We start from the raw sequence: 24,943 nt of genomic DNA on the forward strand, positions 1-24,943 counted from the left end.
TTAGGAATAAACCAATTACTGGTATAGATTCAGGGTTTAATTCGTTGACTCTTCGTCCATTTCATATGCCTCAAATTCGTCAGTTAACTGCTTATCTGGAAGCCTTTGCTCCGCTGTCTTACCAAGAATCGTACGATAACTCCGGCCTGATTGTGGGCGATCCCAACGCCGAGATTGCAGGGGTTCTGGTCACACTCGATGCTACTGAAGCCGTTATCGACGAAGCGATTGCCAAAGGGTGTAACGTGGTCGTGGCCCATCACCCCATTGTGTTTAAGGGACTCAAAAAAATAAATGGCAAAACCTACGTGGAACGGGCTGTTATCAAAGCCATCAAAAACGACGTAGCGATTTACGCGGCTCATACAAACCTCGATAATGTGGCCGGTGGGGTCAATTTCAAGATTGCCGAGAGACTGAAATTACAGAACGTACGGATACTCGCTCCCAAATCGCAGGTGCTGAGCAAACTGGTTACGTTTGTGCCCGTCGCTGATACGCAACCCGTACTGGATGCGCTTTACGCGGCTGGGGCGGGGCAGATCGGCGACTACAGCAACTGTAGTTTTCGGGTGAGCGGTACGGGAACGTACCAACCGGGTGAGAACGCCCAACCCGTAATCGGTCAGGTAGGCGAGTACCACGAAGAAGCCGAAAACCGGATTGAGGTTATCATGCCAACGCAGCAGCAGGGGCAACTACTAACCGCTCTTCGGCAGGCGCACCCGTACGAAGAAGTCGCTTATTACCTAACGGCGTTGGATAATCAGAATCAGGAAGTTGGCTCCGGGGCCATTGGCGACCTACCTGAAGCGCTTGATAGTCAAACCTGGCTTCGGTATTTGAAAGAAAATATGGCCGTCAGTCTGATTCGCCACACGCCCTTTGTCGACCGCCCAATCCGGCGTATAGCGGTCTGTGGGGGCGTAGGGAGCTTTTTGCTGCCGGACGCGATCCGATCAGGAGCCGACGTTTTCGTAACTGCCGATTACAAGTATCACGAGTTTTTTGACGCCGATGGCCGAATCACGATCTGCGATATTAACCATTACGAAAGTGAAGTCTTTACAAAAGAGTTAATTAGCCAGTATTTGGCGAAAAAATTCACTACTTTTGCGGTAATTTTATCAGAAACGGACACCAATCCCGTCCGGTTCTTTATATAGCACTAACTATTTTCCGAATGGAACTGACGATTGCGCAAAAATTAGACGCTCTTCTTAAACTGCAATCCCTTGACTCTCAGCTAGACGAACTCATCAAAATTCGTGGCGGTCTGCCCGAAGAGGTGCGTGATCTGGAAGATGATATAGCCGGATTCGAAACGCGAATAGGCAAGTTTCAGGCTGAAATCAAGACGCTGGAAGAAGATATCGAGCGCAACCGGATTGCCAAAAAAGACGCTGAGAAGCTGATCACCAAATACAAGGATCAGCAGATGAACGTTCGCAATAACCGCGAGTTCGACGCGATTTCGAAAGAGATCGAGTTGCAATCGCTCGAAATCGAACTAGCCGAAAAGCGAATCAACGAAGCTCAATTCCGCGTGCGGGGTAAGGAAGAGGAGATTAAAACGACGACGGCTGCGCTCAACGAACGGAAAGAAGATCTGAAAGCGAAAAAGCAGGAGCTGGACCAGATTACGTCGGAAAGCCAGGAAGAAGAAAAAGCGATTATCGACCAACGCGACGAGCAGGCGACCACGATTGAGCCGCGCTTGTTGAACTCGTACAATAAAATTCGGGGCAACGCGCTGAACGGCCTTGCGGTCGTTATGGTGAAACGGGGCGCTTGCGGTGGTTGCTTCAACGTGGTTCCACCACAACGTCAGGCCGACATCAAAGACAAAAAGAAAATTATCGTCTGCGAACACTGCGGACGGATTTTTGCCGATGTCGAAGGTGTTCCCGAACCCGCTCCGGTTGGACGTGGTCGCTAGGTAATTCATGAATTGAACAAAAAAGGTCGTCTGTCAGGCGACCTTTTTTGCTGTATTGATTTTTAATATGTTGTCTGTCAAAGGCTTTTGCGTATTGGTTGTTGGGTTCTTTCTTTTTCCATTTGGCGTCTATGCACAGGATTTTGTCTGGACTCCGGGATTAGAACGGGCCTACGAGGATTTACAAAAGCTGAAAGTCCAATCGGCCCGGCAAGCGCTGGTGAAAGAAAGCAGTCGAAACGGTGTCCGTATTTTTCTGGATGATTACGCTGACATGCTCACGCTCGTTACTTCCGACGATGAACAGGTGTTTGCCGATAGGAGTGACCGGGAAGATGAGCGGATAGACGCTTTGAAGACGCTAGACGACAAGTCACCCTGGCAACGCGTATTGCAAGCTGAAGTCCGGCTTCACTGGGCGTTTGCAAAGTTGAAGTTCGGTAAAGAGGTCAGTGCTAGCTGGGACGTTATTCGGGCGTATAAGCTGTTGACTACTAACCAAAAAAAGTTTCCCGATTTTCTGCCCACTTACAAATCGCTGGGTACGCTCCACATCATGGTTGGATCGGTACCTGACAACTATAGCTGGGTCGCCAGTCTGCTAGGGCTTCGTGGTACGATTCAGCAAGGCCAGCAGGAGCTTCAGCGGGCGCAGCAAGATGCACGGTTTGGACTAGAAACTCAGTTAATCGATCTGATGGTCCGGGCGTACGTGCTGAAATTCTCGGATGCTGATGGCAGGGCGTTGCAGCGGCTGGTCAAAGACAACCCCGATAATGGGTTGCTTCACTTTTTTGGCGCAACCATCGAGCAAAAAAACGGGCATAGCGAACAGGCGTTGTCGTTTTTGGCAAAGCGTCCTACGGGTCCCACTTATCTGGCTATGCCAATCGTCGATAATATTCTGGGCGACATCTATCTGCAAAAAGGCCAGTATGGCAGTGCATCCAGTCATTTTCAGCAGTTTTTGAATGCCTACAAAGGTCGTAATTTTGTGAAGGATTCGTATTACAAATTGTTTCTATGCCATTGGTTAGGCAACGACCGGAGCGGGCAAAACGAAGATAAAGCGAAGGCGTTTTTACAGAAAGTAACAACCGTTGGCCGAACGACCGTAGAAGCGGACAAAGCAGCCCAGAAATTTGCCGAAGCCTATTTAAAACAAGGCGCATCACCGAACCAGAAAGCCCTGATGCGGGCTCGGTTAGCCTCCGATGGTGGATTTACGGACAGCGCATTGGCGTATCTACGAACCTATAACGAAGCAAAATTCGCGTCGTTGGCTGAAAAAGCAGAATATAACTACCGGATGGGGCGTATCTATCAGCGCCGAAACGATGCAGACGCGGCTGTACCGTATTTAACTCGGTCGCTGATGCTGAGCGAATCCGGCGAGGGGAGGCAGCAGTTGTCGTTTGGTGCGACGGCGGCACTTCAACTGGGTTATATCTATCAGCAAAAAAACGACCGGTCTCGTGCACTGTCATTTTTCCAGAAAGCGCTCAGTTTCAAGCATCACGAGTATAAAAATAGCGTTGACAACAAAGCAAGAGCGGCACTGAGCCAGTTGTAGGTTGAAATACATACGCCATATCTTGGAGATATGGCGTATGTATTTCAACCTACAACTGGCTCAGTCTTCAATAACTACGGAGCTGATTAATTCTAGGGCAGACGCTTGTTGATGAAATTGAATATAGGTAGCTACTCCGCCAAACCAATCAATAACGAATGATTTCATAAGCCTGGTTGGCTTAGGATCGATAATCCGTTGATACGAACTATATGGATAATCTGTATAATCGGCACAAATGCCGTGGGTCTGAGGATTCTGATGAATGTAAGCAACGAGTGTCGTAAAATACTGCTCAGAGTCAACCTGTTTGCGCCTGAAATTTTTCTCGAACAGGCTACCTGTACGTTCCTCCTGAATTTTTACGGATTTGGCATAAGAGACAAAGAACCGACGAAACTGTTCGCTAATGATGCGCTCGGGTGATGTAATCCATTCGTTACCGTGCCGCAAGGTCTGCTGCATTTGGGGCAAGTCCGAAAAGTTTTTAATGCGTACAAGTAAATGAAAATGATTCGGAAGCAGGCAAAAAGCGTATGTTTCTACGTATGGGCTTAGATACGCATCGTATTTCTGTAGAAAGTAGCGATAGTTTCTGTCCTGAAAAAATAGGTTATCGCCGTTGTTACCTCGGTTATAAATATGGTAATAGTGGTCCTCCAATAAGGGTGGATAATATTCCTGGCGATGAGTTGACATGACGGTAGGTAGCAATAGCCAGCAACATACAGAAAAAACAAACGCCGTATCTTGGAGATACGGCGTTTGTTTTTTCTGTATGTTGCTGAAAGCTAATCCAGCGCAGCGACACCCGGCAGAACTTTGCCTTCCATGTATTCGAGTAGCGCACCACCACCCGTCGAAACGTAGCTTACGCGGTCGCCATAGCCCGCCTGATTAACGGCAGACGCTGAATCGCCACCGCCGATGAGCGAGAACGCACCATTTTCTTCGGTCGCTTTTACAACGGCTTCGGCAATGGCATTCGTACCAGTGGCGAAATTCGGGAATTCGAAAACACCCATTGGGCCGTTCCAGAGAATGGTTTTCGAGCTAAGGACCACATCCGTAAACAGTTTGATCGTTTCGGGACCAATGTCCAGACCTTCCCAACCGTCAGGAATCTGACCCGTGACTACTGTTTGGCGGTTAGCATCGTTTGAGAAATCGTCGGCGCAGACGTTATCCACCGGCATATAAATCTTAACGCCTTTCTCTTCCGCTTTCTTCAACAGTTCGAGGGCTAAATCCTGCTTGTCCGCTTCGAGCAGCGACTTACCGATCTGACCACCCTGCGCTTTGGTGAAGGTATACGTCATACCACCGCCAATGATCAGGTTGTCAACTTTGTCGAGCAGTTTTTCGATGATCAGGATTTTATCCGAGATTTTGGCACCACCCATAATTGCGGTAAACGGACGCTCGGCGTTTTCCAGAATCTTTTTCGCATTGTCTAACTCCGCCTGCATTACATAACCAGCAACCCGGTCGTCGAAGAACTGACCCATAACAGCTGTGCTGGCGTGGGCCCGGTGCGCTGTTCCGAACGCGTCGTTAACCCACACGTTACCTAACTTCGATAGTTTCTCGGCGAAAGCGACATCGCCTTTTTCTTCTTCTTTGTAAAAACGCAGGTTTTCCAGAAGCAGAATTTCACCCGGTTGCAGGCTGGCAGCCTGGTCGATAGCTGATTGTCCGATGCAATCATCGGCGAATTTGACGGGACGGCCAAACGCCTTTTCCAGCGCTGGAATGATGTGCTTAAGCGAATATTTTTCTTCGGGACCACCCTTTGGCCGACCCAAGTGCGACATCAGGATCGCGGAACCACCGTCGTTCACAATTTTTGTGACAGTAGGAATGGTCGCCTTAATGCGCGTATCGTCGGTGATGTTGTACTGCTTGTCGAGTGGAACGTTGAAGTCAACCCGAACGAGGGCTTTCTTACCTGCGAAGTTATAAGAATCTACGGTTTTCATGCGACTACGTATGGTCGTTGGTTTGCGGGGCCAAACTTAGCGGTTTTTCGGGAGATGCGGGCCGAATAAGTTAGTACTTTCCGTCGCTGCCTGCTCCGCCAAACGATCCACCGCCAAAACGAACGTCATTTTTTCCGTCATGATGTACCCCCGCTGACGCCTGAATAGCCCCCAATGCCTCGGCGTTGATAAAAAACTCATCCGGTGAATCATCGTCTGGCGCATCGGTGAAGCCATTTTTAGGTGTACGCAGATAGCGAATGCTTAACACCGAGAGCCCAATCAGCGTTAAGCCGCCAATCGTCAGGGCGACATTAAGCGGAACCAGAGCCATGTAGTAATGAAACGTCATGATGCTTGCAATCAAACCCAGTATACCCAGAATGATCAGCATTCGGTCTTTTTTGAGCAGACCCTGCCACAGATAAATTACTGGAATGGCGAATGTTAGCAGCCAGAATAATACGGACAGACTCAGCTCAGGAGCATGCTCAGGTCTGGGTTTCAGCAGCAGCCAGTTGACTTCGCGCACGACAAAATAATTACTACTCGCGGCCAATACCGTCAGTGTAATCCACTGGAATAGATTCTGCGGGTCATTGTAATACGCTTCCTGAACCAGCGACTGAGACCATAGCCGTTTGGGATTTCGGGACAGAATATACAGAATAGCCGATACCGCCATCATAACGAAAGGAAAAGCACTTCGGCCCCAGCTAAAGGACAGGATGCTATCGAAGACAAAGGCGTAGAACGTTGCCAGCGTGAAAAAAGCGATAAGCGTATCGCCATAATACCACAGGATGGCGATCAATAAGGGCAGTGTCAGCAGGCAGTGCGTTGAGGTCGACAAGCCCGTTGGAAGCAATTGGTTGAAGCCGAAGGACAAAAAACCCGCCAGCGTAACAACAAACGCATTGTCAACCCCATTTCGGTAAAGGAGCCGTTTGTTGATGAGCTGATGACCGACAAGGCCGACAACGACGCCGAACCCGATATTGAATAGCCCATATGTCGTTCGGTTGTTGAGCAGTGCGGAAAAAGCGCTGGACGGCAGCAAATAGCTACCTAAAATAGCGACGGTCGTAAACAGAAACAGCCCGATTTCGATGAAGCCGTTTGTCTGGCGAAAATCAACCGGGTACGTCTGCCGGATGGTGTTGATCTGTGCATCGGACAAAAAACGCTTACGGTACCAACGTTCGGCCTGGGCGACAATTGCACGATTGTAAATCCACTGTTCATTATAAGCTTTCATGCATTCGTACGTTTTGGAACTTGGCTCATCAGGTACGCTACCAAAGCAATGCCCGTCAGAATAAAGTACCAATAGTATAAAGTATCGTTCCAGTTGCGGGGCGTAACGTAATGGAAAAAGAGATACGTAACGCCAATGTAGCCGTAAACCGTACTCATCAGCAGGAACATAAACGATTGATTCCGTCTGGCGTACTGATCGAGGGTGATGCAGGCCGCTGCAAGACCCACAACAAACCCCCAACGCAGGGCTTCGAAATTAAATACACCACCTAAGAGAGCAACCATAAGCAAGTTGCCCGCAATGGCAAGGTAAGTGTAGGTGAAATGGGTTTTGATACGTTGCCGCTCCAGGCCAAAGGCCAGGGCTATTAGCACAATGGCTAGTCCGATGGCTGAGAAAACGGTATCGCGATCAAAAAAATTGGTTTTGAAATACAACTCCAAGGGGCGAACCGTAACGCCGACCCACGAAATCAGCGCGGTCAGGGCCATGCCCAGTACGCCCCGGTGGTCGAACCGGTACGCCAGCGGCAGAAATAGCAGGGCAGGAAGTAGCGTTACCAATCCGTAGCGCGTACCGAAGACGGAATACTGATATTGGGCGTACCCTTCGAGCGTCAGAAACAAAAGACAGGCCATCAGCAGCGCATAATCGCCGAAAGGGGAGCGGTTTCGGGCCTGATCGGTAGTCCACGGAGGTTGGTATCGCCAGGCAAAGACAAAGCAGGCCAGGCAGGCGATTGCCATCGCTCCTAGCAAAACACCGTGTCCGATCTGATCAAAGTTATCGTAGACAAGCAGACCCAGCCCCGAACTCAGCAGGAGAATCCCGATGTAAAGCATCGAGCGTAATTCCCAATGCAGGGAAAATGGCTTTTTTTGCTCGTAGTCAGTGAGTTGAGCCTTCTGCTCGGCGGGCAAAATAGTTAGTTTATCTAAGGCATTCAGAACGTCGGTTGGGGACATAAACGGCGTTTTTTTTGTTTGTTAAGTATGGGTTTTACCCATACTACTCACTTAACTCGTGTGGGTTCGCACCCTTATTGCAGATGGTTGGACGCCAGAAAGTTATTCTTACGCCCCGGTACTACCTCGACAATTTCCGCTATGTGCTGGACTTTGTCAAACGGTTATACGGCAACTTGCTGAACGACTCCGAATGGGATTTTATCCGACGATTCGAAGCGCTGAGTCTTGATGCGCAATGCCTGTACGTACGATTCAGTAACCGCAAAGGACTCTTTTTCCGTATTAACAAGCTACAGTATAACGAAATTACTGACTTACCGGCGGCTGTTGGTGAATTGATAACGAACGGATTTCTCGAACGACTGTCGGTTCATCACGAGATTATGGGCGACGAAGCGCTGGGCGTCTTTACCAAATCTGAGCTGATTGACCTATTGCCACTTGAACCCGAAGAGATCAAGCCGCTGGGGAAAGAAAAAAAGGAGGGAGTCGTTCGGTACGCACTGCAAGAGCTTGATTTTGGCGAAGTTGTCACCAGTTTGACCACCCGCGAAACGGTAGTCAAGATGAACTTCGAAGCCGAAGGAATGATGGTGAAATACCTGTTTTTTGGTAACCGAGGCAGTAACATGACCGAGTTTGTGGTGCGCGATCTGGGTATGGTCAATTTTGAACGGTACGATGAAAGTAAGCTAACGGCCCGCTTCCGTACCCGTAAAGAAGTCGAAGACAAGCTGCTTATCTCGCTGACCAACGAGGAGTTTTACGAGCTTAAAGAAGCCGAAACCCCCGCCGAAGATATTTATAACTGGTTCCTCAACTGGAACGAGACCCGCCCTGAACTGACCGAGATCGCCATACCGGGGTATCAGAAGCTGGTGGTTCGCGTGGGCGCGTATCTCGAACGGCAGAAGTTACCGGAACAGGCGCTCGCGGTCTACGAACTGTCTGACCGTGTACCTGCGCGCGAACGGCGGGTGCGGCTACTCTTTAAAAACGGTTCGGTAGACGAAGCGCTGGCGCTCTGCGACGAAATTGCGGTGAACCCGTTGAATGCCGAAGAACGCTATTTTGCCAACGACTTCCGCGAGAAAATTCTGGGCATTGGCGAAAAGAAACGTCCCCGAAAAGCGACTACCCGCTTCTTGTCCGACGCCGAAAGCGTGAACATACCGGCGGCTTACCGGCATCACGTCGAAGCTGGGGTGATGAACTACTATCTGGAGCAGGGGTACGATGCCGCGTTTACCGAAAATTACCCGTGGCGGGGTCTGTTTGGTCTGGTTTTCTGGGATATTATTTACGACGCTAACGTACAGGCAATCCATCATCCGCTCCAACGGGCTCCGTCTGATTTTTACCTGCCCGATTTTTACCACAAACGGGAAGAGCTGCTGAAAAAACGACTCGCCGAATTGGCCACGAAAGACGACTGGCGACGCCACACGGGTCGGATGTTCAACGCTAAGTACGGCATTACGAACGTACTGGTCGATTGGTCGGACGAACTGTTGACGCTGGTGCAGCGAATCATTGAGTTGCTGGATGTCGAGCAATTGCGGCTGATCTTGCTGGAAATGTCGCGGAACGTGCGTGAACATACGCGGGGGTTCCCTGATCTGCTGGTCTGGAACGAGCAGGGACAGTATGATTTTGTCGAGGTTAAATCACCGACCGACCATCTCGGCCCGCAGCAGTTGCACTGGCTGGAATTTTTTCAGACGATTGGCGTCCACGGAAAAGTGGTGCGGGTCATTTGGGAATTGTAGCGCCGTGAATAGCTTTAACGATACATGAAAATATTTCTTGGTATTTTTTTATAGAAGTACCGCATCTTTGCGTTCTAAAGCCGCAAACAATCCTTTATCATGCAAAGACGGAGTTTCCTTAAACAGTCTGGCCTGCTCGCTGCCGGAGCTGTTGCCTTTTCACAAGCCGACCTGTTCGCAAATGCACCCGCCAAGGCAATTAACCCATTTGGCGTGCAGCTGTACAGCGTTCGGGATGTGCTGCCCAGTGATCCCAAAGGAATAATGACCCAACTAGCCCAGATGGGTTATAAACAATTTGAGAGTTTTGGTGGGGCAAAAGGATTTCTGTGGGGCATGGAACCCAAAGAAATTAAATCGTTCCTGGACGGCTTGGGGGTAAAAATGATCAGTACTCACTTCAATTACCGGGGCCAGGCCGATAAGCCCGATGAACTCAAGAAGAGTATTGAAATGGCGCACGATGCCGGGTTGACGTACCTGCTGTGCCCTTACATTGGCCCACAAAAATCGTTTGATGACTGGAAAAAGATTGCCGACGAATTCAATACCGTCGGGGAGCAGGTCAACAAAGCGGGTCTGAAATTTGGGTATCACAACCACGATTACTCGTTCAAACCAATCGACGGCAAGCTCCCACAGGAATACTTGCTGGAAAATACCGATCCCAAGAACGTGATGTTTGAGTTGGATCTGTGCTGGATTGATGTCGCTGGTGTCGATACGGCGGCTCACCTGAAAAAATACGGCAAACGCTACGAACTCTGTCACATCAAAGATTATAAGAAAGAAGGCGGCAAGCCGGTTCAGAATGATCTGGGCAAGGGAAGCGTTGACTTCAAAAAGACCCTGCGTGTGGCGATGGACAGCGGTATTAAGTATTTCATTGTCGAGCAGGAAGAATATCCTGAATCGCCGATGGTGAGCATGAAAAATGATGCTGAGTATATGAAGAAATTGACGGTGTAATCAGTCTCTTATCACGGTCAACAATAAGCCCCGAAATCATCACGATTTCGGGGCTTATTGTTAATAGTCTTGTTGAGTGCTGTCCATCAGGATGACTTCCAAATGCTTAACTTCTGGTAGCTAAGGGGTAATAGGTCATCGGCCAGTTGTTCCGGTTCGTTGTCTCGATTACTATCTTTGTCGCCAAGGACGATAATGCTATTCGTTCTATTGCCAGTTTTCGTAAACAGCGTCAATACGTTATTTATTCTGACTTGGCTCGTTTGTGGGCACTGAGTCAAAAACGATACGATAAGCCTTATCTATACATAAAGATGTCAAAAGTTATTTTAATTACGGGTGCCTCGACGGGGCTGGGGGAGTCAATCGCTACTTATCTGGTTCAGCGTGGACACACCGTATACGGTACGTCTCGTCAAACAGACTTGTCGGATAAACCCTTTCGTATGCTGACGATGGATGTGGACAGTGCGGACAGCATCCAAAAGGCAGTTGAGCGGATCTTGACGCAGGAAAAGCGGATCGATGTGTTGATTAACAATGCGGGCTTAGGCATTGCTTATCCCGTCGAACTGTTGTCGCTTGACGATGTACAGCGGGTATTTGACACCAATGTGATGGGAATCATTCGGATGGTGCAGGCCGTACTGCCTTCCATGCGTCAACAACGGTCGGGTTTACTGATCAATATCAGTTCGATAGCGGCTGAGGCTGGTTTGCCTTACCGAGGGGCTTACAGTGCCAGTAAAGCCGCTGTTGAGCGGTTGACCGAAGCCCTGCGGTTAGAGTTGGCCCCGTTTGGCATACAGGCTTGTTCGATCCAGCCGGGGGGTACGCGCACCGACATCAACAAAAACAGGTTACGGGCGTCGCTACCCGAAGGGAATGCCTATAAAGCAACGTTTGAGCGAACCTACGAACTAATCGACCAGAGCGTGAGCGAAGGCATTGATCCAGCCGTGTTTGGGCCTTTAGTCGAAAAGATCATCAACTCGGCCCAGGCCGCGCGGCTCTACCGGGTCGGTAAACGAATCGAAAAGCTTTCCGTTTTGTTAAAGCAGATTTTGCCAACTGCTATCTACGAACGCATGATCCGTAATCATTACGAAATGTAAACCGATTGGTATGGCTCTTTTTACGTCAACACAACCAAGCGTTAGGCAAAGCTCCAGCTTCTAGTCTACCAGCAAATGAGCTCCTTCAAAAAGCTGCGTCCGTCTCATCGGAACGCAGCTTTTTGAAGGAGCTCATTTAAGGTCTTTTCCGGCGATGTCTTCCCAGCGGTAGAAGTGAAATGTTTTTCCTTCCGACATGGCTACAAACAAGCCGTGCGGAAATTGCTTTCCAAGGGCCACGTTGGTTACGTCGGAGCCGTCACTGATCTGAGCGGCTACCTTCACGACTTTCAGCAGTTTATACTCGTTGGGATTGCCCGGCTCGCCTTCCCGACGAAATATGTGAAACTGGTTAGAACCCTGGTCGGATACGAGGATGAAGCCCGTTTTGGGGCCGGTTTTGTAAATCGAAATGCCTTCGTGATCTTCGGAAAAACCGGTTTTTGCAAACAGTGCGAGCTCCTGATTACCTTTCTGCGGATCGGCGTAGTATTTACGAACACCAACGCCCTCGTCGGAATAATAGACGTAGCCTAGCTCGTTATCCACTGCAATCGACTCAATTTCTTTCTTGCCGCTGTATGCGCCAAACTTACGGACCAGCGTAGCCTTCACCTGCCCTGTGCCATCGTCATCAAGCCGGTATTGACCAATGTACGAACCATCGGTGGGGCCAGACTTACGACCGACCATTGCGTACAATACCCCTTTCGGATCTTTGTAAAGGGCAATACCCATCAGATCGCGAAATCCATCGCCTGTATCGCCGGTAAACATGGCAAGCCCGCCGTTGTCAATGGGCTTAAGATCGGGCAACGAAAAAATGCGCAGCTTATGCGTAAAGCGCTCGGTCGTTACAGCAATGTCGGTTGGCTTGCCGTTGAGCGACAGACCGTAGGCGACATCAACGTTATTCGGACGCTTCAGGTCATGAATTTCCTTTACAATCTTGCCCTTCAGGTCGAAGACGTAAAGCCCACCATCCTGATCTTTATCCGTGCCGATAATCAGGCTTTTCGACGGGTCGGCTGGGTTGATCCAGATCGCCGGATCGTCGGTGTCGTGCCGAACGGTGTCCGTAATGTAAACCGGCTGGATAACGTCTGCCTGCTTTGACGCAGGAGTACTCTGAGCTTTGTATTGTTGGCAGGACAGTAGAAAAAGTAAACCAGCGAGAAGACTTGTAGCCGGAGAAGTTGAGCTAGTCATTGCTAATGAATCGTGCTTGTTGTCTGTCATTGAATCGCGCTGCGAAGTAACGACTCAATGACAGGAGAAGCGTGAATTAATTTGTTCCAAACGCACCAACGGTTGTCGATGGAGCGGGCGATTTGTAGACTTTACCGTTCGAGAGGGTAATGCCGTCGGCGTATAAACGCGTGAAGCTGGTTATGCCTTTGCCAACGGCGGGCGAACCATTTTGCACGCGAAAATCCCAGGCCGTATTAAACGTAGCGTTCTTCGAGTCGGTGCTAAGCGGATAGTTAACAAACTTCGGATCGTTATCGGCAACCGTTTTGCTGATCATATCATTCGTTCCCGTCAGGATTTCCGTCGATGGCTGGAAGCCTGTTACGCCGTCCTGCGTGTAGGCGTAGTACAGATTGTTGCTTACTTTGGTCCGGTTGTCTTCAGGGTTTTTCGGATCGCGTTTGATGCCGAAGCGGTCATTCGCCAGCAGGTTGTTGTACAACTCGGCTCGGACGCCCACTTCTACCCAGATCGAACCGCCTTTGATGGTTGGCCGACGCCAGCCCGCGTTGACAATCGTGTTGTTGTAGGCAACAACGTACGTCTGAGGGGTACGGTCGCCCGTGTTAGACAGTTTCAGCGCGTTGGTATTAGGACTGTACACCAGATTATACGCCACGTCGGCCTGAACGCCCGATTTGATGTTGACTGCGTCGCCACCCGATACGCCCTGCGTGTAGATCTTGTTGTTGGCAATGATCACCTTTCCGCCTTCGATGTAAAAACCGTCTTCATTCTGATTGTTCAGGCGGCTATTCACGATAATAAGTTTACCGTTTATGTTCGAGTAGTTAACGGCAGGCACGTGGTTCCCCGCCGACGCTTTGTACAGTCCGGCTTTTACGGATGGCGAGCTTTCTGTAGTAACAGCCCCGCCGTATTCGATCACCGCGTTGTCGAGAAGTAACTCCGAACAGGTTGGAGCCGCAATGATGCCGCCCCACAGGTTGCCCCACTGGTTCGCGGTGGTTTTCCAGGCGTCGGGGACCGTAAATTTCACCGGGTTCGTCGAGCTACCCATCACGTACAAATTACCCTTCACGATCACTTCCGGCTTTACGGTCGAGTCGCTGAAAACGACCGTTACGCCTTCTTCGATCACCAGCGACTGGCTGGTCGGCACCTGAATGTGACCCGTAATTTTGTACGTGCTTCCTTTAGTCCAGGTTCCCGATACATCACCGGAAACGGCGTCTTTCACGACTGGTGTTGTGGTTGGCGTTACGTTCGGATTGCTATTATCGTCGTTCTTTGAGCAGCCGACTAGGAGGGATGCCGACAAGGCAGCGAGAATAAGTACTTGTTTCATGGTTGTTTATTGATCGTAAAATCGGAATGATTGGTTAAAAAATAGATAAGCGTGCCGGACGATTACAGTTTGTAGCGAATGCCTAACACGTAGGAACGTTGGTAGAAGTCGCGTCGGATCAGGGTTTTGCCGCTGATGTCCTGACTCGGTACATCGGCATTTTTACTGTTGACGTTTTTGATGAAAATTTCGGTAGGCGTGTTCAGCAGGTTATTGGCTTTGGCAAACAGCAGGAATCCTCGGCCTGAATTGGCTCGGCCTGAATTGGCTCGGCCTGAATTGGCCCGGCCTGGATTGGTGCGGCCCGAGCGGTCTGCTTTCCCGATTCGTTTTTCGACAGACGCGTCCATCTGGACAAATCCTTTCTGGTATAAGTCGTTATCGACAAACTGCGATACGGTGTTGATGCGGGGGCCGGTATAGCTGGCGGCAACCTGAGCGTCCCAGCCGCGCCCGGCGTCTTTGTAGAGCAGCGACAGGTTGGCGACGTGTGCCGACTGACCGTACAGCGAACGGGTCTGATTGACCGTAATCGTTTGCAGATCGCCCTGCTCGTTGCGAATACGCTTCGACTTGGGCGTTGTAATGCGCGAATCGGTGTAGGTGTAGTTGGCTTTGATGCCCCACTGCCGAACGTATTTGATCGCGTCGATTTCGAGGCCAAAGTTGGTGGCGTTCCCGAAGTTGCCGGGTCCGTAGTACAGATCCTGCCCCCGAATAGCATCTTTCTGAAGCGTATACTCAATCGGGTCCTGAATGTGTTTGTAAAACAGCCCAACCATGAACTGTTCCAGCGGGCGTGGGAAAAACTCATACCGCAGATCTACATTGTCGGCAATGACCCGCTTCAGGTTTGGATTGCCGCGCTCCTGATACTCTTCGTTGACAATGCGATACGGCACGATTTCGAAGAAGCCAGGACGGTTCAGCGACCGGAAGTAGGATAAACGCCAGTTCGTTTGTTCGTTCGAGCGATACCGCAAATGCAGACTTGGTAACACGTCGGTGTAAATCTGGCTACCCGTTGGGTTGTCTTCACCGATTGGAAACTTCATCGCGTAGCCCTGGTCAGTATGCTCAACGCGAACCCCACCGATGACTTCCAACGGCTGATCCGTGGTGCGAAATTGTAGATACTCCGAAGTGGTTTGCTCACTGGCATCGTAATTCAGGGCCGAAGCAACCGATCCTAGTGGATTCTGAATGTTCCAGGAAATTTGGTTGTAGTCGGTAAAATCGGTGCCGTACTGCGCGAATGGATTAGACGGGCGAAGGGTGTAGTTGTTGTAAAAGTTAGTCCGCTGCTTATCCCGGTACAAACCGCCGGTCATCCATTCGACACGAACGCCCGCTACCGTCGTTTTAAGCGTCAGGTTCAGATAGCCTGCCAGATCGGTGTCTGTGTTGTGCTCCCATCGGCGTTGCCCATCCTGAACGGTGGTCCGCTGTTCCACAAAATTCTTACGGATCCCCAATAGTGGGATGTACGTCTGATCGGGTACCTCGTTCAGGGCAGTTGAATAAACCGCCGACCAGTTGAGACCCAGATTCTCCGTCAGTTGGTGGGTTCCTTGCAGCGTACTGTTGTAAATCTTTTGTTTCGTCAGCCGGGAGCGCGTCTCGTAACCAAGCGACGCATTTCCTACGACTGGGTCAAAACCGCCAATGCCGAGTTCCGTCGATTTTGTTTCCCGAATCTGCTCATTAGTCAGGCCAATAAGCGCGTTGAACCACTGAATTTTATGGCGTTCCGGTCCGCCGTCGCGGTTTGTCCGGAAATCCAGCTTGGCGTGAAAGCCGTAGCGCGTCTGATGTTCCGAATACATACGCTCGCTTTGCTTATTCAGCGTAATGCCGCGTAGTGTATCGACCACATCGCCGTTGAAAAATAAACTGTTGCTGCCCCGGAAGGTGTTCTGCAAACTACCCGCCAGCATGACGCCAAACCGCTGATTGAGAAATCGGTTGCCGATGGCAAAACTACCGATCAGGTTCGGCGGGAGACTTTGCCGGGTGTACGTCGCCGAAGCTTTGTTGAAATCAGTTGATTTCGCGCTGTACTGGTTTCCCAGTTGCTCGTAAGGTGATTTTAGGTTGATGTTTTTCGCGTCGAATCCGACGAACGGGCGGTTGAAAAACAGTTCGCTATAGCCCGTTGCTACGTTGGCCAATACGGTGAAATGATTGGGTGCGTCCCGCATGACCATGTTGATGGCTCCACCAACGGCATCCCCTTCCATGCTCGGCGTTAGGGCTTTGTATACTTCTAGCCGGTCAAGCAATTCAGCCGGAAAAATGTCGAGTGGGACGTACCGATAGCGATTGTCGGGACTCGGAATTTTGACGCCATTGACCAATGTATAGTTGTAGCGTTTGTCCATGCCGCGCAAAATCGCGTACTGCCCATCCCCGTTGCTGTTGCGCTCAATGGATATGCCCGATACCCGTTGAATGACATTGGCAACGGTTAAGTCAGGAGATAACTCAATGGAGCGACCGGATACGATGTTGGTTACCTGCAAGGCATTTCGTTCGAGATCACGGGCGGTGCGGTCGCTGGAGCCATCCCGTTTCGCTTTGATAACGACTTCCGTAAGCTGACGGTCGTTTTCGGTTTCCAGCGGTAGATCCAGCGTAACAATATGATCGGCATTTTGGATCACAACGTCGCGGCTCAGGGTCCGATAGGACACGTAACTGACGCGGATTTTGTGGTTTCCGGCGGGCACGTTTCGGATCAGATACGAGCCGTCCAAACCCGATACGTTGTACAGTTTTGTATTTTCAATGATTAGCGTTGCGCCAATGATTGGCTGACCGGTAGCGGCATCGATGGCCCGTCCGCGAATGGTTCCCGCCGATACGTTCAGCGCTACGAACAGGCCAATTAAAAGCAAAAGTCTGGTTACCCAGTTTGTACAATAAGACATTCCTTGACGGTCACCGATAGCATTGTCGGTTGACAACACAAAGGTGAGCGGAAGTCGGGGAGCTAGGCAAATTGACCGCGTGAACAAAAAGGCAACTTGCCTATTTCAGGCGTAATCAGGCAGGCAACAATGTCTATAATTTCGCTTTAAGTTGTTTATTGTCAGTGGTTTGCTGTGGGAAAAAACGCCATTAAGTTATTGTTATCAAACTGTTTCCTGAATATGAAGGGCCGAGCGTAAGCCGATAAGCGGGCTTCGGAAGGATTAATTCACCGACGATGGAAAGCGCTGAATAAAGCCGGAAAGTGATTCCCCTTCGGCCAGGCTGATTTTTTTACGAAGCCGATAGCGGGCTACTCGTAGGCTATCGGACGATATGCCGAGTAGCGTTGCTATATCCGCCGAGGTAATATTCATTTTCAGTAAGGCAATCAGCCGAAGGTCCGTGGCGGTTAGCTCCGGAAACCGCTGCGTCAGTTGACTGAAAAATTGCGGGTGGACCTGATCGAAAATAGTGCGAAAGTCATCCCAGTATTTGTCCTGATTAAAACTCAAATCGATCTTTTGGGCGAGTTGACGTAATTGCTTTTTCTGATCGCGTTTATCGTCTTTCAGAATCGCGTTCAGGTCGTCTTTCAGTTCTTCCAATACCTGATTTTTCTGAATAATTTGCAGCGTATGAGCCGTCAGTTCCTTGCTCTTTAGCGCGAGTTGCGTAGTTAAGTTTTCTTCCTGTAGCTGTTTATTTCGCAGTTCGGCCTGCACCAGTTCGTGCTGCGTTTGAAACATCTGCTGGTTCTGCTGGTTGACAGCCTGCTCGTTGCGGATCTTCAGGCGTTGGCGGTTGATGATTACGGCCCCCAGAATACCAATTAAAGCCAGCACTACACTCGTCGCGACGATGATAATTACATTAGCGCGTTTCTGAGCGTTTAACTGGGCGATCTCGCTGTCTTTTCGTTCGACGTTATACAGCGTCTGAAGCAAGGCGATTTGCCGGTTGCTTTCAACGGCGTAGATCTCATCCGTTAGATCGCGGCTACGCTCGATGTAGCTGTAGGCGCTGTCTGGCTGGTGCATCAGCCGGTACGTTTTCGCAATGTCACGCAGGGCAGCACTCAGTTGGTAAAGCTCTTTTTTCTGCTGTGCCATCCGCAGTGCCTGTCGCGACAAATCCAATCCTTGCCGGTAGTTGCCTGTTTTTCGGTATATATCACCTAAGTTGTTTATAATTTCAATCTGGCTAATCTCATCACGGGTGTGCTGCGTGAGCAGGAAAGCTTGCTGATAATAGTAACGAGCCGAGTCGTAGCGTGCTTCGTCCTCAAAAATGCTACCCAGATTCTCGTAGATCTTGGTCAGACTGGCCGTATCGTTGGTAGCCCGGCTATTGAGCAAAGCGAGTTTCTGGTAACGATACGCCAGATTGGGCGCTTGGCGCTTTTCGTAGATATGACCAATATTCGCGTAGGTATGCGCTAAGCCTTCGGTATTACGATGCTGCTTATAAAAAGTTAGCGCTTCAGTAAATTGCGTAAGTGCCTGATCTACCTGCTCGTTGTAATAGTATACCGTGCCAAGTTCGTTGCGGTTACGCGCCAGCCGATTCGTTTCGTTCGCTTCCAGAAAGATTTTTTGCGCCTGTAGCAGGAAATCAATGGCTTGTACATAACTGCCCTGATGGTAGAACAGCAAACCAATCTGTTGCAGGTAATCGCCTTGCGCAACCCTATTCTGCTGACTTACGGCCTTGTCCAGTTTTACTTTAATAAGTCGGTAGGCCGAATCGGGGTTCTGGCGGGATAGCCGATCTGTATCGCCGAGCGCCTGGGCATAACAACTAGTCAGGGTAACAAGCCAGTAAACCAGCACGCCCAGACAACTACGTTTTTGGATGCAGGAAAAAAGGGATGATGTTGAGCTCGAAACAGAAAAAAGCAAAGCTTAGATGAGGTTAGCCGAACCCATAAAGGTAGCTAATAACTAGGTGGAGGTATGTGAAGTTTATGTTATCAAGCGCTGGCCTACCCTTGACGAGATCGGTACAACTATTCTCTCAAAAAGGAAAACAGTGCAACAGGAGTCAGTGGCTCGCTGAAATTCGGGAGTTGTTGATCGTAAGGTGTAAAGACGAGCTGTCTAGCGAACTATCGTAAACGAATAGCCTTTTTCGGCTTTTCTCAAAGCGCGTCCATTCAGTAAGAAACCTAAACCCACGCCTACAGGAAGGATAACTGCTGCCCGCGTGATGAATCGATTCGCCCAACTACGACCTTCGTAGACGCTGCTGTTGGCATTGGGTAAAAACAGAATTGGTACCACGGCTGAATAAACGCTCAAGCGTTTTGCCGTGATACCAAATTTCGACGTTTTCTTTAAGGCCGTGACTTGATTCATCGCAACCTGTTTCGTTTGCCTGCGATCGACTATCGTAAGCGTGTCAGGTGTAAGGTCGATAAGTTGACCCGCTATGTAAACACCTGAGTAAGTTCTAAGCGCGACATAATCATAGCGGGAAGCCGTCGCAAACACACTACTATCAGGTCGGAGAATTTGAAGTTGCTGTCCAGTACAGGCGATTGCTGAAAACAAAAAAATAACAATCAGTTGAGCTTTCATAGACGAGAAGGTTTCTTGCGTAAACACGGTGGTTTTGAGCAACTACGCTGTTACAAAAGCCAGTATCGACCTTACTTTTACTTTATTTTATACAACTAAAAACACCCGGTATGCGAATTATCTTTACTCTGCTTCTCGTGATGTTCAGCTACTTGGCCATTGGTCAGGTGATAGTCAAAACGAATCTGTTGTATCCAACTTTAGTGAAAGGAGCATCCATCGCTCTGGAGGTCGCAGCGTCTAAAAACTCCTCGATAAATCTGTATGGGGCCTTTGGTTCGAACGGGAACTTAGTTTTCGCGGATACCTATACGTTTCAAAACCTGATCGCTGAAAAGCGTTTCTACAAAGCTTCTCAGACGGCTCCGCTACAGGGTTTCTACTGGGCGGCTTATGCCAAATACATGCATCGTCAAATCTATCGGGAAGGTATTCAGGGATCTCTCTTTACGACCAGAGGAAGGGATTCGGATGGTCATTCCTTGGGAGCAGGTACAGCGGTGGGTTTACAAGTTGCGAATCGATTTATTAAACGAACGTTTATCGACGCGTTTGTCGGAGCGGGGTATCTAGTTTATCTTAGTCAAACGGATACAAAAAATCCGGACCAAACCCGATTTGGTCATGTCGATTTGCGAACGGGTTTATCCGTTGGCTATAGGTTTTAGAACAAATTTTGCTGGTAGGCGTGTATAGTTTTTTATTGATCGAGCTAATTGATGGGCATTCGCAGTACTAATTCATTACCCAAGGGGTTCAGCCAAAATAACCAGCTGCCCATCCGGCTTGTTGCCCCGAATTTCGGCCATTTGTCGCCGGAGGTCGTAACTAACTATGGCCATACCCACCGGTTGTCTTACTATTTCTTTCTGTTTGTGCTAGACGGCGATACCCAGCATGGCGTCGATCTGGAAAAATTCGAGGTTGGAAAGCATGAGTTACTTTTCTCGCTGCCGCACCAGATTCAGCAATTACCGATCAGCGCTCATGGCAATGATTACTATAAACTGGGCTTTGACGAAGAATGTCTTTCTCAGTTACCCCGGTACTACCCTTTCTTGCTTAATCCGCTCAACCAGCAAAAAATACGTTTCTCGTCCGCTGCCGCGAGCAGGATGCAGGCGATTTTTGAGATACTCCTGGGATTACTAACCGCTCCAAGTACAAGCCCTGACCTTATCTTGGCGCATCTCAACAGTCTGCTGACGGAAATTAACACGGCTTATTTTGCCGGTGACACAAAGCCAGCCGATGACCGACTTACCAAATACATTGGCTTCAAAGTATTCGTAGAAAATAACCTGACCGATCACCCCTCCATCAAAGCCATTGCGCAGGAACTTGCTCTGAGTACCGATAGCTTATACCAGATTGTTAAACAGTATTCGGGACACTCACCGAAGGAGTTTGTGACGAACCGGCTTATCCTGGAAGCCAGACGCCGGATGTATTATGGCGACCGATCTTCTGTCAAGGAGCTTGCCTTCGAACTCGGCTTTAACGATCCTGATTACTTCTCTCGCTTGTTTAAAAAGGTGACGGGTAAAACTGTCGCCGAGTTTTCTCAGGATTTGTCCTGAACGGGTCGGCTTTTGTCCAGCTTCATTGGCTGCCCTATGCTGAGCTTTGTTCACAACTTGAAAGGTAAGCTATGAACAGAGAATCAGAAAAAATACTGGTAACTGGCGTTACTGGTTTAGTGGGCGCTCGCCTTCTGCCACGTCTTGTAGAAGCTGGTTTTGACTGTCGCGTGCTGGTGCGTGAGGGGAAGGACGCTCCCGCTAAAGCAATGGTTATACGGGGTGACCTGTTTGATACCGCATCCCTTGTACCAGCCGTGAAGGATGTGTCGGCGATTATCCATCTGGCAGCGGTATTCCGCTCACAGGATACCGATTTGATCTGGCGAAGTAATCTCGACGGTACGCGCAATCTCATCGCGGCAGCAAAGGCTCATGCACCCAATGCACGTTTTATCCTGGCAAGCACAGCCCACGTTTACAGCATAAACAACCCACACCCAGGCCGTGAGGACGATGCCGTAGATCCGCAACACGCTTACCCCGCCAGCAAAGTTGCGGCTGAGAATGAACTGCGTGAGAGCGGGCTTACTTGGTCGATTTTGCGGTTTCCCTTCGTGTATGGAGACGGGGATGGGCATCTGGCGATGCTACCGGAGCATATAAAGGCGGCCAACTGGCATCCGGCCATGAAAATCAGTACAATCCATCATCGCGACATCGCCACGGCGGTAAAGATGGCTTTGGTCGGGTCGATGGATAAGCGTGTCGTCAACATCACGGACGAAGCACCGACATCGATTTATGAGTTGGTAAAGCTTGTGGGAAAGACGCTGAAATCATCGGCTGATCCGCTCCCAAACCCTTGGTATTTACACGCCGATAGTTCGCTCGCCCGCAGTCTTGGCTTCCAGCCAGTAGTCAGGACAGTCTATCAGGCCTTGCAGGAAAAAATACTGTAACGCAGTTCTGAAAAGCAGCTTTGCGAGCATAAGATTAACTACTTCAAATACGTAGTTAGGCAATTAGACGAGCCCATCAATAAACAAGAACAGTAAATGATTCTATAAAATCAAGTTTTCAGTAAGGCAACGGTTTGCAAACGAGTTGGTCAATAGCATCTAAAGTGCCGGTCTTCCCCAGGAAATCTGTATTTTCGAAGAAGCGGCAATGATGTGTACAAAATTATTATCGCATGGGAGCCTTAGCTAGGCTTGCGAGATGAACCGAAATAAGGGGAGCGTTCTGTTGAACAAGATTTTACAACAAAACATAAAGGCGAGTAAACAGAAAAAGGCTAATCAGTTGATTAGCCTTTTTTCAAAAACAGAGCCTCCTACGGGATTCGAACCTGCGACCTACGCATTACGAATGCGTCGCTCTACCAGCTGAGCTAAGGAGGCTTTTTACTGCATTTGCGGGTGCAAATATAACAGAATGGAATTTAATAACGCAACTATCCGTTCTATTTTTGGTAAATTTGCGCTATGATTTCCATTACCAACCTATCGTACTACCTTGGTAGCCGGGCTCTTTATGAAAATGCCTCGCTCCACATCAAGCCTAACCAGAAAATCGGACTAATCGGTCTCAACGGCACGGGCAAATCGACTCTGCTGCGAATTATCAACGGGGAGTATCAGGCCGATGGCGGGACCATCTCCAAAGCAGGCGACGTAACGCTGGGCTTCCTCAACCAAGATTTGCTGTCGTACCAGACCGAAGACTCGATTCTGTCGGTAGCCATGCAGGCGTTTGAGCGGCAGAACAAGCTTCAAAAACAGATTGATGAGGTACTCCACGAAATGGAGACCGATTACAAAGACGAACTGGTGGATAAGCTGGGTAAGTTGCAGGAGGAGTTCGAAGCGCTCGATGGCTACTCGGTACAGTCGAGGGCGGAGGAAATTATGGAGGGGCTTGGCTTCTCGACGGAAGATCTGCAAAAGCCACTCCGGCAATTTTCGGGGGGCTGGCGGATGCGCGTGATGCTGGCGAAACTGCTACTGCAAAAGCCGTCGCTGCTCATGCTTGACGAGCCGACCAACCACCTTGACCTACCCTCGATTCAATGGGTAGAAAAATACATTCAGACCTACGAAGGCGCTGTTATCGTTGTATCCCACGACCGTGAATTCCTCGACAACGTAATCGATGTGACGGTCGAAGTGGCCAACGCCAAGCTGAACTACTACGCGGGCAATTACTCGTTCTATCTGGAAGAGAAGGCGCTGCGTAACGAAATTCAGAAAGGTGCTTACGAGAATCAGCAGGCTAAAATCCGGCAGACCGAACGCTTCATCGAACGCTTCAAAGCCCAGGCGACAAAGGCCAAGCAGGCGCAAAGCCGGGTGAAGCAACTGGCCCGTATGGAACGCGTCGACGACGTGATCGACGAGTCGGCGCGGGTAAACTTCAAATTCCAGTTCTCGACCCAGCCGGGCCGCCATATCCTGCACCTGGACGACGTTACGAAAGCATATGGTCCGAAAAAGATTCTGACAAGAGCGGACATCCGGCTCGAACGGGGCGATAAGGTCGCTTTGATCGGTGCCAACGGGCGCGGTAAGTCGACACTGTTGCGCATCATTTCGGGCTCGGAGCCGGTCAACGAAGGGAATCGGCAACTAGGTCACAATGTATCATTCAGTTTCTACGCGCAGCACCAACTCGAATCACTGAGCGTGGAAGATACGTTGCTCGACGAACTGAAACACGCTAACCCGACCAAGAGCGAAGGCGAACTTCGGGGTGTCCTGGGTTGCTTTCTGTTCTCCAACGACGAAGTATTCAAGAAAATTAAAGTCCTGTCGGGGGGCGAAAAATCGCGGGTAGCGCTGGCAAAAGTACTGCTTTCACAGGCCAATTTCCTGCTGCTTGACGAGCCGACCAACCACCTGGATATGCAGTCGGTAAACATCCTGATTCAGGCGTTGGAGCAGTACGAAGGCACGTATGTCGTCGTCTCGCACGACCGGTACTTCGTGTCGCAGATTGCCAACAAAATCTGGTACATCGAAGACGAACAGATCAAGGAATACCACGGTACCTACGATGAATACGAATGGTGGATGGAGGAGCGCAAAGCCGGTAAAGCCGAGGCACCACCCGCTCCGACAAAACCCGCTGCGACCAATGGTGCTGTCAACGGCAAGAAAAGTGGCTCCGACGACGAACGACGGGAGTGGCAGAAGACGCTGAAAAAGCTGAATCAGCAGGCAGAAGAATCAGAAACGAAAATCGGCCAGCTGGAGGAGCGCAAGAAGCGGCTCGAAACTGAACTGGCCGATCCCGCTACCTACGGCGACGACAAGCTGATGCAGGCCAAAAACGACGAGTACAGCCGGGTGAAAGCGCAGATTAGCCAGCTTCAGGACGAGTGGGAAACCGCCATGCTCGAAGCTGAAGAGTGGGAAAAAAAGCTAGCTTAAAAACAGCCATATACTTTGCCAAAGAAGCCGGAAAAGGAAACTTTTTCGGCTTCTTTGTTTCTGTTACTGCCTAACCGGAAGATGATGAGATAAGTATCCTAACTATCTATAGAATGGCTCAAATAGGCATTTTCTAATCGTGGTGATCGTATCCTGTATCAGATCACTGGTTGTTACGAAGGTCATCTAGACGATTCGCAGTTTGGTAGAAGGTATACGAAGAATAACAACGGTGAATTGACCTAACGACAGCCGCAATAATCGCGTAGTGGCTATCGAGGTACATTGTGTCGTTACTACTATCTTTATA

19 protein-coding genes and 1 tRNA gene are annotated in these 24,943 nt (G+C 49.7%); 10 read left to right on the forward strand and 10 right to left on the reverse strand.

Annotation, left to right across the window (positions count from 1 at the left end; genetic code table 11):
• Positions 1–65: 65 nt before the first annotated feature.
• From LQ777_RS06240 to LQ777_RS06250, 3 genes are all read left to right on the forward strand, one after another.
• Positions 66–1,166: a Nif3-like dinuclear metal center hexameric protein gene (locus tag LQ777_RS06240; RefSeq protein WP_232561663.1), complete on the forward strand. Its 1,101-nt coding sequence runs from the start codon at positions 66–68 to the stop codon at positions 1,164–1,166.
• A 17-nt stretch (positions 1,167–1,183) separates the two neighbouring features.
• Positions 1,184–1,939, forward strand: a complete 756-nt coding sequence (locus LQ777_RS06245) for a zinc ribbon domain-containing protein (RefSeq protein WP_232561664.1) — start codon at positions 1,184–1,186, stop codon at positions 1,937–1,939.
• Positions 1,940–2,006: 67 nt separating this feature from the next.
• Positions 2,007–3,512: a tetratricopeptide repeat protein gene (locus LQ777_RS06250; protein WP_232561665.1), complete on the forward strand. Its 1,506-nt coding sequence runs from the start codon at positions 2,007–2,009 to the stop codon at positions 3,510–3,512.
• A 60-nt stretch (positions 3,513–3,572) separates the two neighbouring features.
• Here the strand turns inward: LQ777_RS06250 and LQ777_RS06255 are convergent, their stop codons facing one another.
• The 4 genes from LQ777_RS06255 to LQ777_RS06270 all read right to left on the reverse strand — a co-directional run bounded on the left by LQ777_RS06255 (position 3,573) and on the right by LQ777_RS06270 (position 7,717).
• The gene (locus LQ777_RS06255) at positions 3,573–4,211 is read right to left on the reverse strand and encodes a hypothetical protein (protein WP_232561666.1); all 639 of its coding nucleotides are present in this window, start codon (positions 4,209–4,211) and stop codon (positions 3,573–3,575) included.
• A 92-nt stretch (positions 4,212–4,303) separates the two neighbouring features.
• A complete protein-coding gene (locus LQ777_RS06260) occupies positions 4,304–5,491 on the reverse strand; it encodes a phosphoglycerate kinase (protein WP_232561667.1) in 1,188 nt (395 codons plus the stop codon).
• A 70-nt stretch (positions 5,492–5,561) separates the two neighbouring features.
• Complete coding sequence (locus LQ777_RS06265) at positions 5,562–6,749, reverse strand: hypothetical protein (protein WP_232561668.1); 1,188 nt, start codon at positions 6,747–6,749, stop codon at positions 5,562–5,564.
• The gene (locus tag LQ777_RS06270) at positions 6,746–7,717 is read right to left on the reverse strand and encodes a DUF2157 domain-containing protein (RefSeq protein ID WP_232561669.1); all 972 of its coding nucleotides are present in this window, start codon (positions 7,715–7,717) and stop codon (positions 6,746–6,748) included. The genes LQ777_RS06265 and LQ777_RS06270 overlap by 4 nt, the downstream gene beginning before the upstream one ends.
• A gap of 83 nt (positions 7,718–7,800) precedes the next feature.
• Here LQ777_RS06270 and LQ777_RS06275 point away from each other — a divergent pair, with 83 nt between their 5' ends.
• The 3 genes from LQ777_RS06275 (at position 7,801) to LQ777_RS06285 (ending at position 11,573) form a co-directional block, all read left to right on the forward strand.
• Complete coding sequence (locus LQ777_RS06275; RefSeq protein ID WP_232561670.1) at positions 7,801–9,489, forward strand: VRR-NUC domain-containing protein; 1,689 nt, start codon at positions 7,801–7,803, stop codon at positions 9,487–9,489.
• 99 nt (positions 9,490–9,588) lie between these two features.
• The gene (locus LQ777_RS06280; RefSeq protein WP_232561671.1) at positions 9,589–10,458 is read left to right on the forward strand and encodes a sugar phosphate isomerase/epimerase family protein; all 870 of its coding nucleotides are present in this window, start codon (positions 9,589–9,591) and stop codon (positions 10,456–10,458) included.
• 314 nt (positions 10,459–10,772) lie between these two features.
• Entirely contained in the window at positions 10,773–11,573 is an 801-nt protein-coding gene (locus LQ777_RS06285; protein WP_232561672.1) for an SDR family oxidoreductase, read from the forward strand.
• Positions 11,574–11,705: 132 nt separating this feature from the next.
• On the opposite strand, the gene LQ777_RS06290 is transcribed toward LQ777_RS06285, so the two are convergent.
• The 5 genes from LQ777_RS06290 to LQ777_RS06310 form a co-directional block, all read right to left on the reverse strand.
• Complete coding sequence (locus tag LQ777_RS06290; protein WP_232561673.1) at positions 11,706–12,782, reverse strand: phytase; 1,077 nt, start codon at positions 12,780–12,782, stop codon at positions 11,706–11,708.
• A gap of 76 nt (positions 12,783–12,858) precedes the next feature.
• A complete protein-coding gene (locus LQ777_RS06295) occupies positions 12,859–14,133 on the reverse strand; it encodes a right-handed parallel beta-helix repeat-containing protein (protein ID WP_232561674.1) in 1,275 nt (424 codons plus the stop codon).
• A 62-nt stretch (positions 14,134–14,195) separates the two neighbouring features.
• Positions 14,196–17,063 carry a TonB-dependent receptor gene (locus LQ777_RS06300; RefSeq protein ID WP_232561675.1) on the reverse strand — a complete coding sequence of 956 codons (2,868 nt, stop codon included), beginning with the start codon at positions 17,061–17,063 and terminating at the stop codon, positions 14,196–14,198.
• Between the two features lie 264 nt (positions 17,064–17,327).
• Complete coding sequence (locus LQ777_RS06305) at positions 17,328–18,935, reverse strand: tetratricopeptide repeat protein (RefSeq protein WP_232561676.1); 1,608 nt, start codon at positions 18,933–18,935, stop codon at positions 17,328–17,330.
• A gap of 267 nt (positions 18,936–19,202) precedes the next feature.
• The gene (locus LQ777_RS06310) at positions 19,203–19,682 is read right to left on the reverse strand and encodes a hypothetical protein (protein WP_232561677.1); all 480 of its coding nucleotides are present in this window, start codon (positions 19,680–19,682) and stop codon (positions 19,203–19,205) included.
• 110 nt (positions 19,683–19,792) lie between these two features.
• Here LQ777_RS06310 and LQ777_RS06315 point away from each other — a divergent pair, with 110 nt between their 5' ends.
• From LQ777_RS06315 to LQ777_RS06325, 3 genes are all read left to right on the forward strand, one after another.
• Positions 19,793–20,350, forward strand: a complete 558-nt coding sequence (locus LQ777_RS06315; protein WP_232561678.1) for a DUF3575 domain-containing protein — start codon at positions 19,793–19,795, stop codon at positions 20,348–20,350.
• Between the two features lie 51 nt (positions 20,351–20,401).
• Positions 20,402–21,262, forward strand: a complete 861-nt coding sequence (locus tag LQ777_RS06320) for an AraC family transcriptional regulator (RefSeq protein WP_232561679.1) — start codon at positions 20,402–20,404, stop codon at positions 21,260–21,262.
• 71 nt (positions 21,263–21,333) lie between these two features.
• Positions 21,334–22,164 (forward strand): NAD-dependent epimerase/dehydratase family protein, encoded by an 831-nt coding sequence (locus LQ777_RS06325; protein WP_232561680.1) that lies wholly within the window; start codon positions 21,334–21,336, stop codon positions 22,162–22,164.
• A 368-nt stretch (positions 22,165–22,532) separates the two neighbouring features.
• On the opposite strand, the gene LQ777_RS06330 is transcribed toward LQ777_RS06325, so the two are convergent.
• A tRNA-Thr gene (locus tag LQ777_RS06330) sits at positions 22,533–22,605 on the reverse strand.
• Between the two features lie 84 nt (positions 22,606–22,689).
• Between LQ777_RS06330 and LQ777_RS06335 the strand changes: the two genes are divergently transcribed.
• A complete protein-coding gene (locus tag LQ777_RS06335) occupies positions 22,690–24,633 on the forward strand; it encodes an ABC-F family ATP-binding cassette domain-containing protein (protein WP_232561681.1) in 1,944 nt (647 codons plus the stop codon).
• The last annotated feature ends 310 nt before the right edge of the window (positions 24,634–24,943 follow it).

The sequence above is a fragment of the Spirosoma oryzicola genome (genome assembly GCF_021233055.1).
Lineage (GTDB): Bacteria > Bacteroidota > Bacteroidia > Cytophagales > Spirosomataceae > Spirosoma > Spirosoma oryzicola.

What these genes read in the sequence shown, in the direction of transcription:
- LQ777_RS06240 (WP_232561663.1), top strand. Translation starts at nt 66, where the DNA reads ATGCCTCAAATTCGTCAGTTAACTGCTTATCTGGAAGCCTTTGCTCCG.
- LQ777_RS06245 (WP_232561664.1), top strand. Translation starts at nt 1,184, where the DNA reads ATGGAACTGACGATTGCGCAAAAATTAGACGCTCTTCTTAAACTGCAA.
- LQ777_RS06250 (WP_232561665.1), top strand. Translation starts at nt 2,007, where the DNA reads ATGTTGTCTGTCAAAGGCTTTTGCGTATTGGTTGTTGGGTTCTTTCTT.
- LQ777_RS06255 (WP_232561666.1), bottom strand. Translation starts at nt 4,211, where the DNA reads ATGTCAACTCATCGCCAGGAATATTATCCACCCTTATTGGAGGACCAC.
- LQ777_RS06260 (WP_232561667.1), bottom strand. Translation starts at nt 5,491, where the DNA reads ATGAAAACCGTAGATTCTTATAACTTCGCAGGTAAGAAAGCCCTCGTT.
- LQ777_RS06265 (WP_232561668.1), bottom strand. Translation starts at nt 6,749, where the DNA reads ATGAAAGCTTATAATGAACAGTGGATTTACAATCGTGCAATTGTCGCC.
- LQ777_RS06270 (WP_232561669.1), bottom strand. Translation starts at nt 7,717, where the DNA reads ATGTCCCCAACCGACGTTCTGAATGCCTTAGATAAACTAACTATTTTG.
- LQ777_RS06275 (WP_232561670.1), top strand. Translation starts at nt 7,801, where the DNA reads ATGGTTGGACGCCAGAAAGTTATTCTTACGCCCCGGTACTACCTCGAC.
- LQ777_RS06280 (WP_232561671.1), top strand. Translation starts at nt 9,589, where the DNA reads ATGCAAAGACGGAGTTTCCTTAAACAGTCTGGCCTGCTCGCTGCCGGA.
- LQ777_RS06285 (WP_232561672.1), top strand. Translation starts at nt 10,773, where the DNA reads ATGTCAAAAGTTATTTTAATTACGGGTGCCTCGACGGGGCTGGGGGAG.
- LQ777_RS06290 (WP_232561673.1), bottom strand. Translation starts at nt 12,782, where the DNA reads ATGACTAGCTCAACTTCTCCGGCTACAAGTCTTCTCGCTGGTTTACTT.
- LQ777_RS06295 (WP_232561674.1), bottom strand. Translation starts at nt 14,133, where the DNA reads ATGAAACAAGTACTTATTCTCGCTGCCTTGTCGGCATCCCTCCTAGTC.
- LQ777_RS06300 (WP_232561675.1), bottom strand. Translation starts at nt 17,063, where the DNA reads ATGTCTTATTGTACAAACTGGGTAACCAGACTTTTGCTTTTAATTGGC.
- LQ777_RS06310 (WP_232561677.1), bottom strand. Translation starts at nt 19,682, where the DNA reads ATGAAAGCTCAACTGATTGTTATTTTTTTGTTTTCAGCAATCGCCTGT.
- LQ777_RS06315 (WP_232561678.1), top strand. Translation starts at nt 19,793, where the DNA reads ATGCGAATTATCTTTACTCTGCTTCTCGTGATGTTCAGCTACTTGGCC.
- LQ777_RS06320 (WP_232561679.1), top strand. Translation starts at nt 20,402, where the DNA reads ATGGGCATTCGCAGTACTAATTCATTACCCAAGGGGTTCAGCCAAAAT.
- LQ777_RS06325 (WP_232561680.1), top strand. Translation starts at nt 21,334, where the DNA reads ATGAACAGAGAATCAGAAAAAATACTGGTAACTGGCGTTACTGGTTTA.
- LQ777_RS06335 (WP_232561681.1), top strand. Translation starts at nt 22,690, where the DNA reads ATGATTTCCATTACCAACCTATCGTACTACCTTGGTAGCCGGGCTCTT.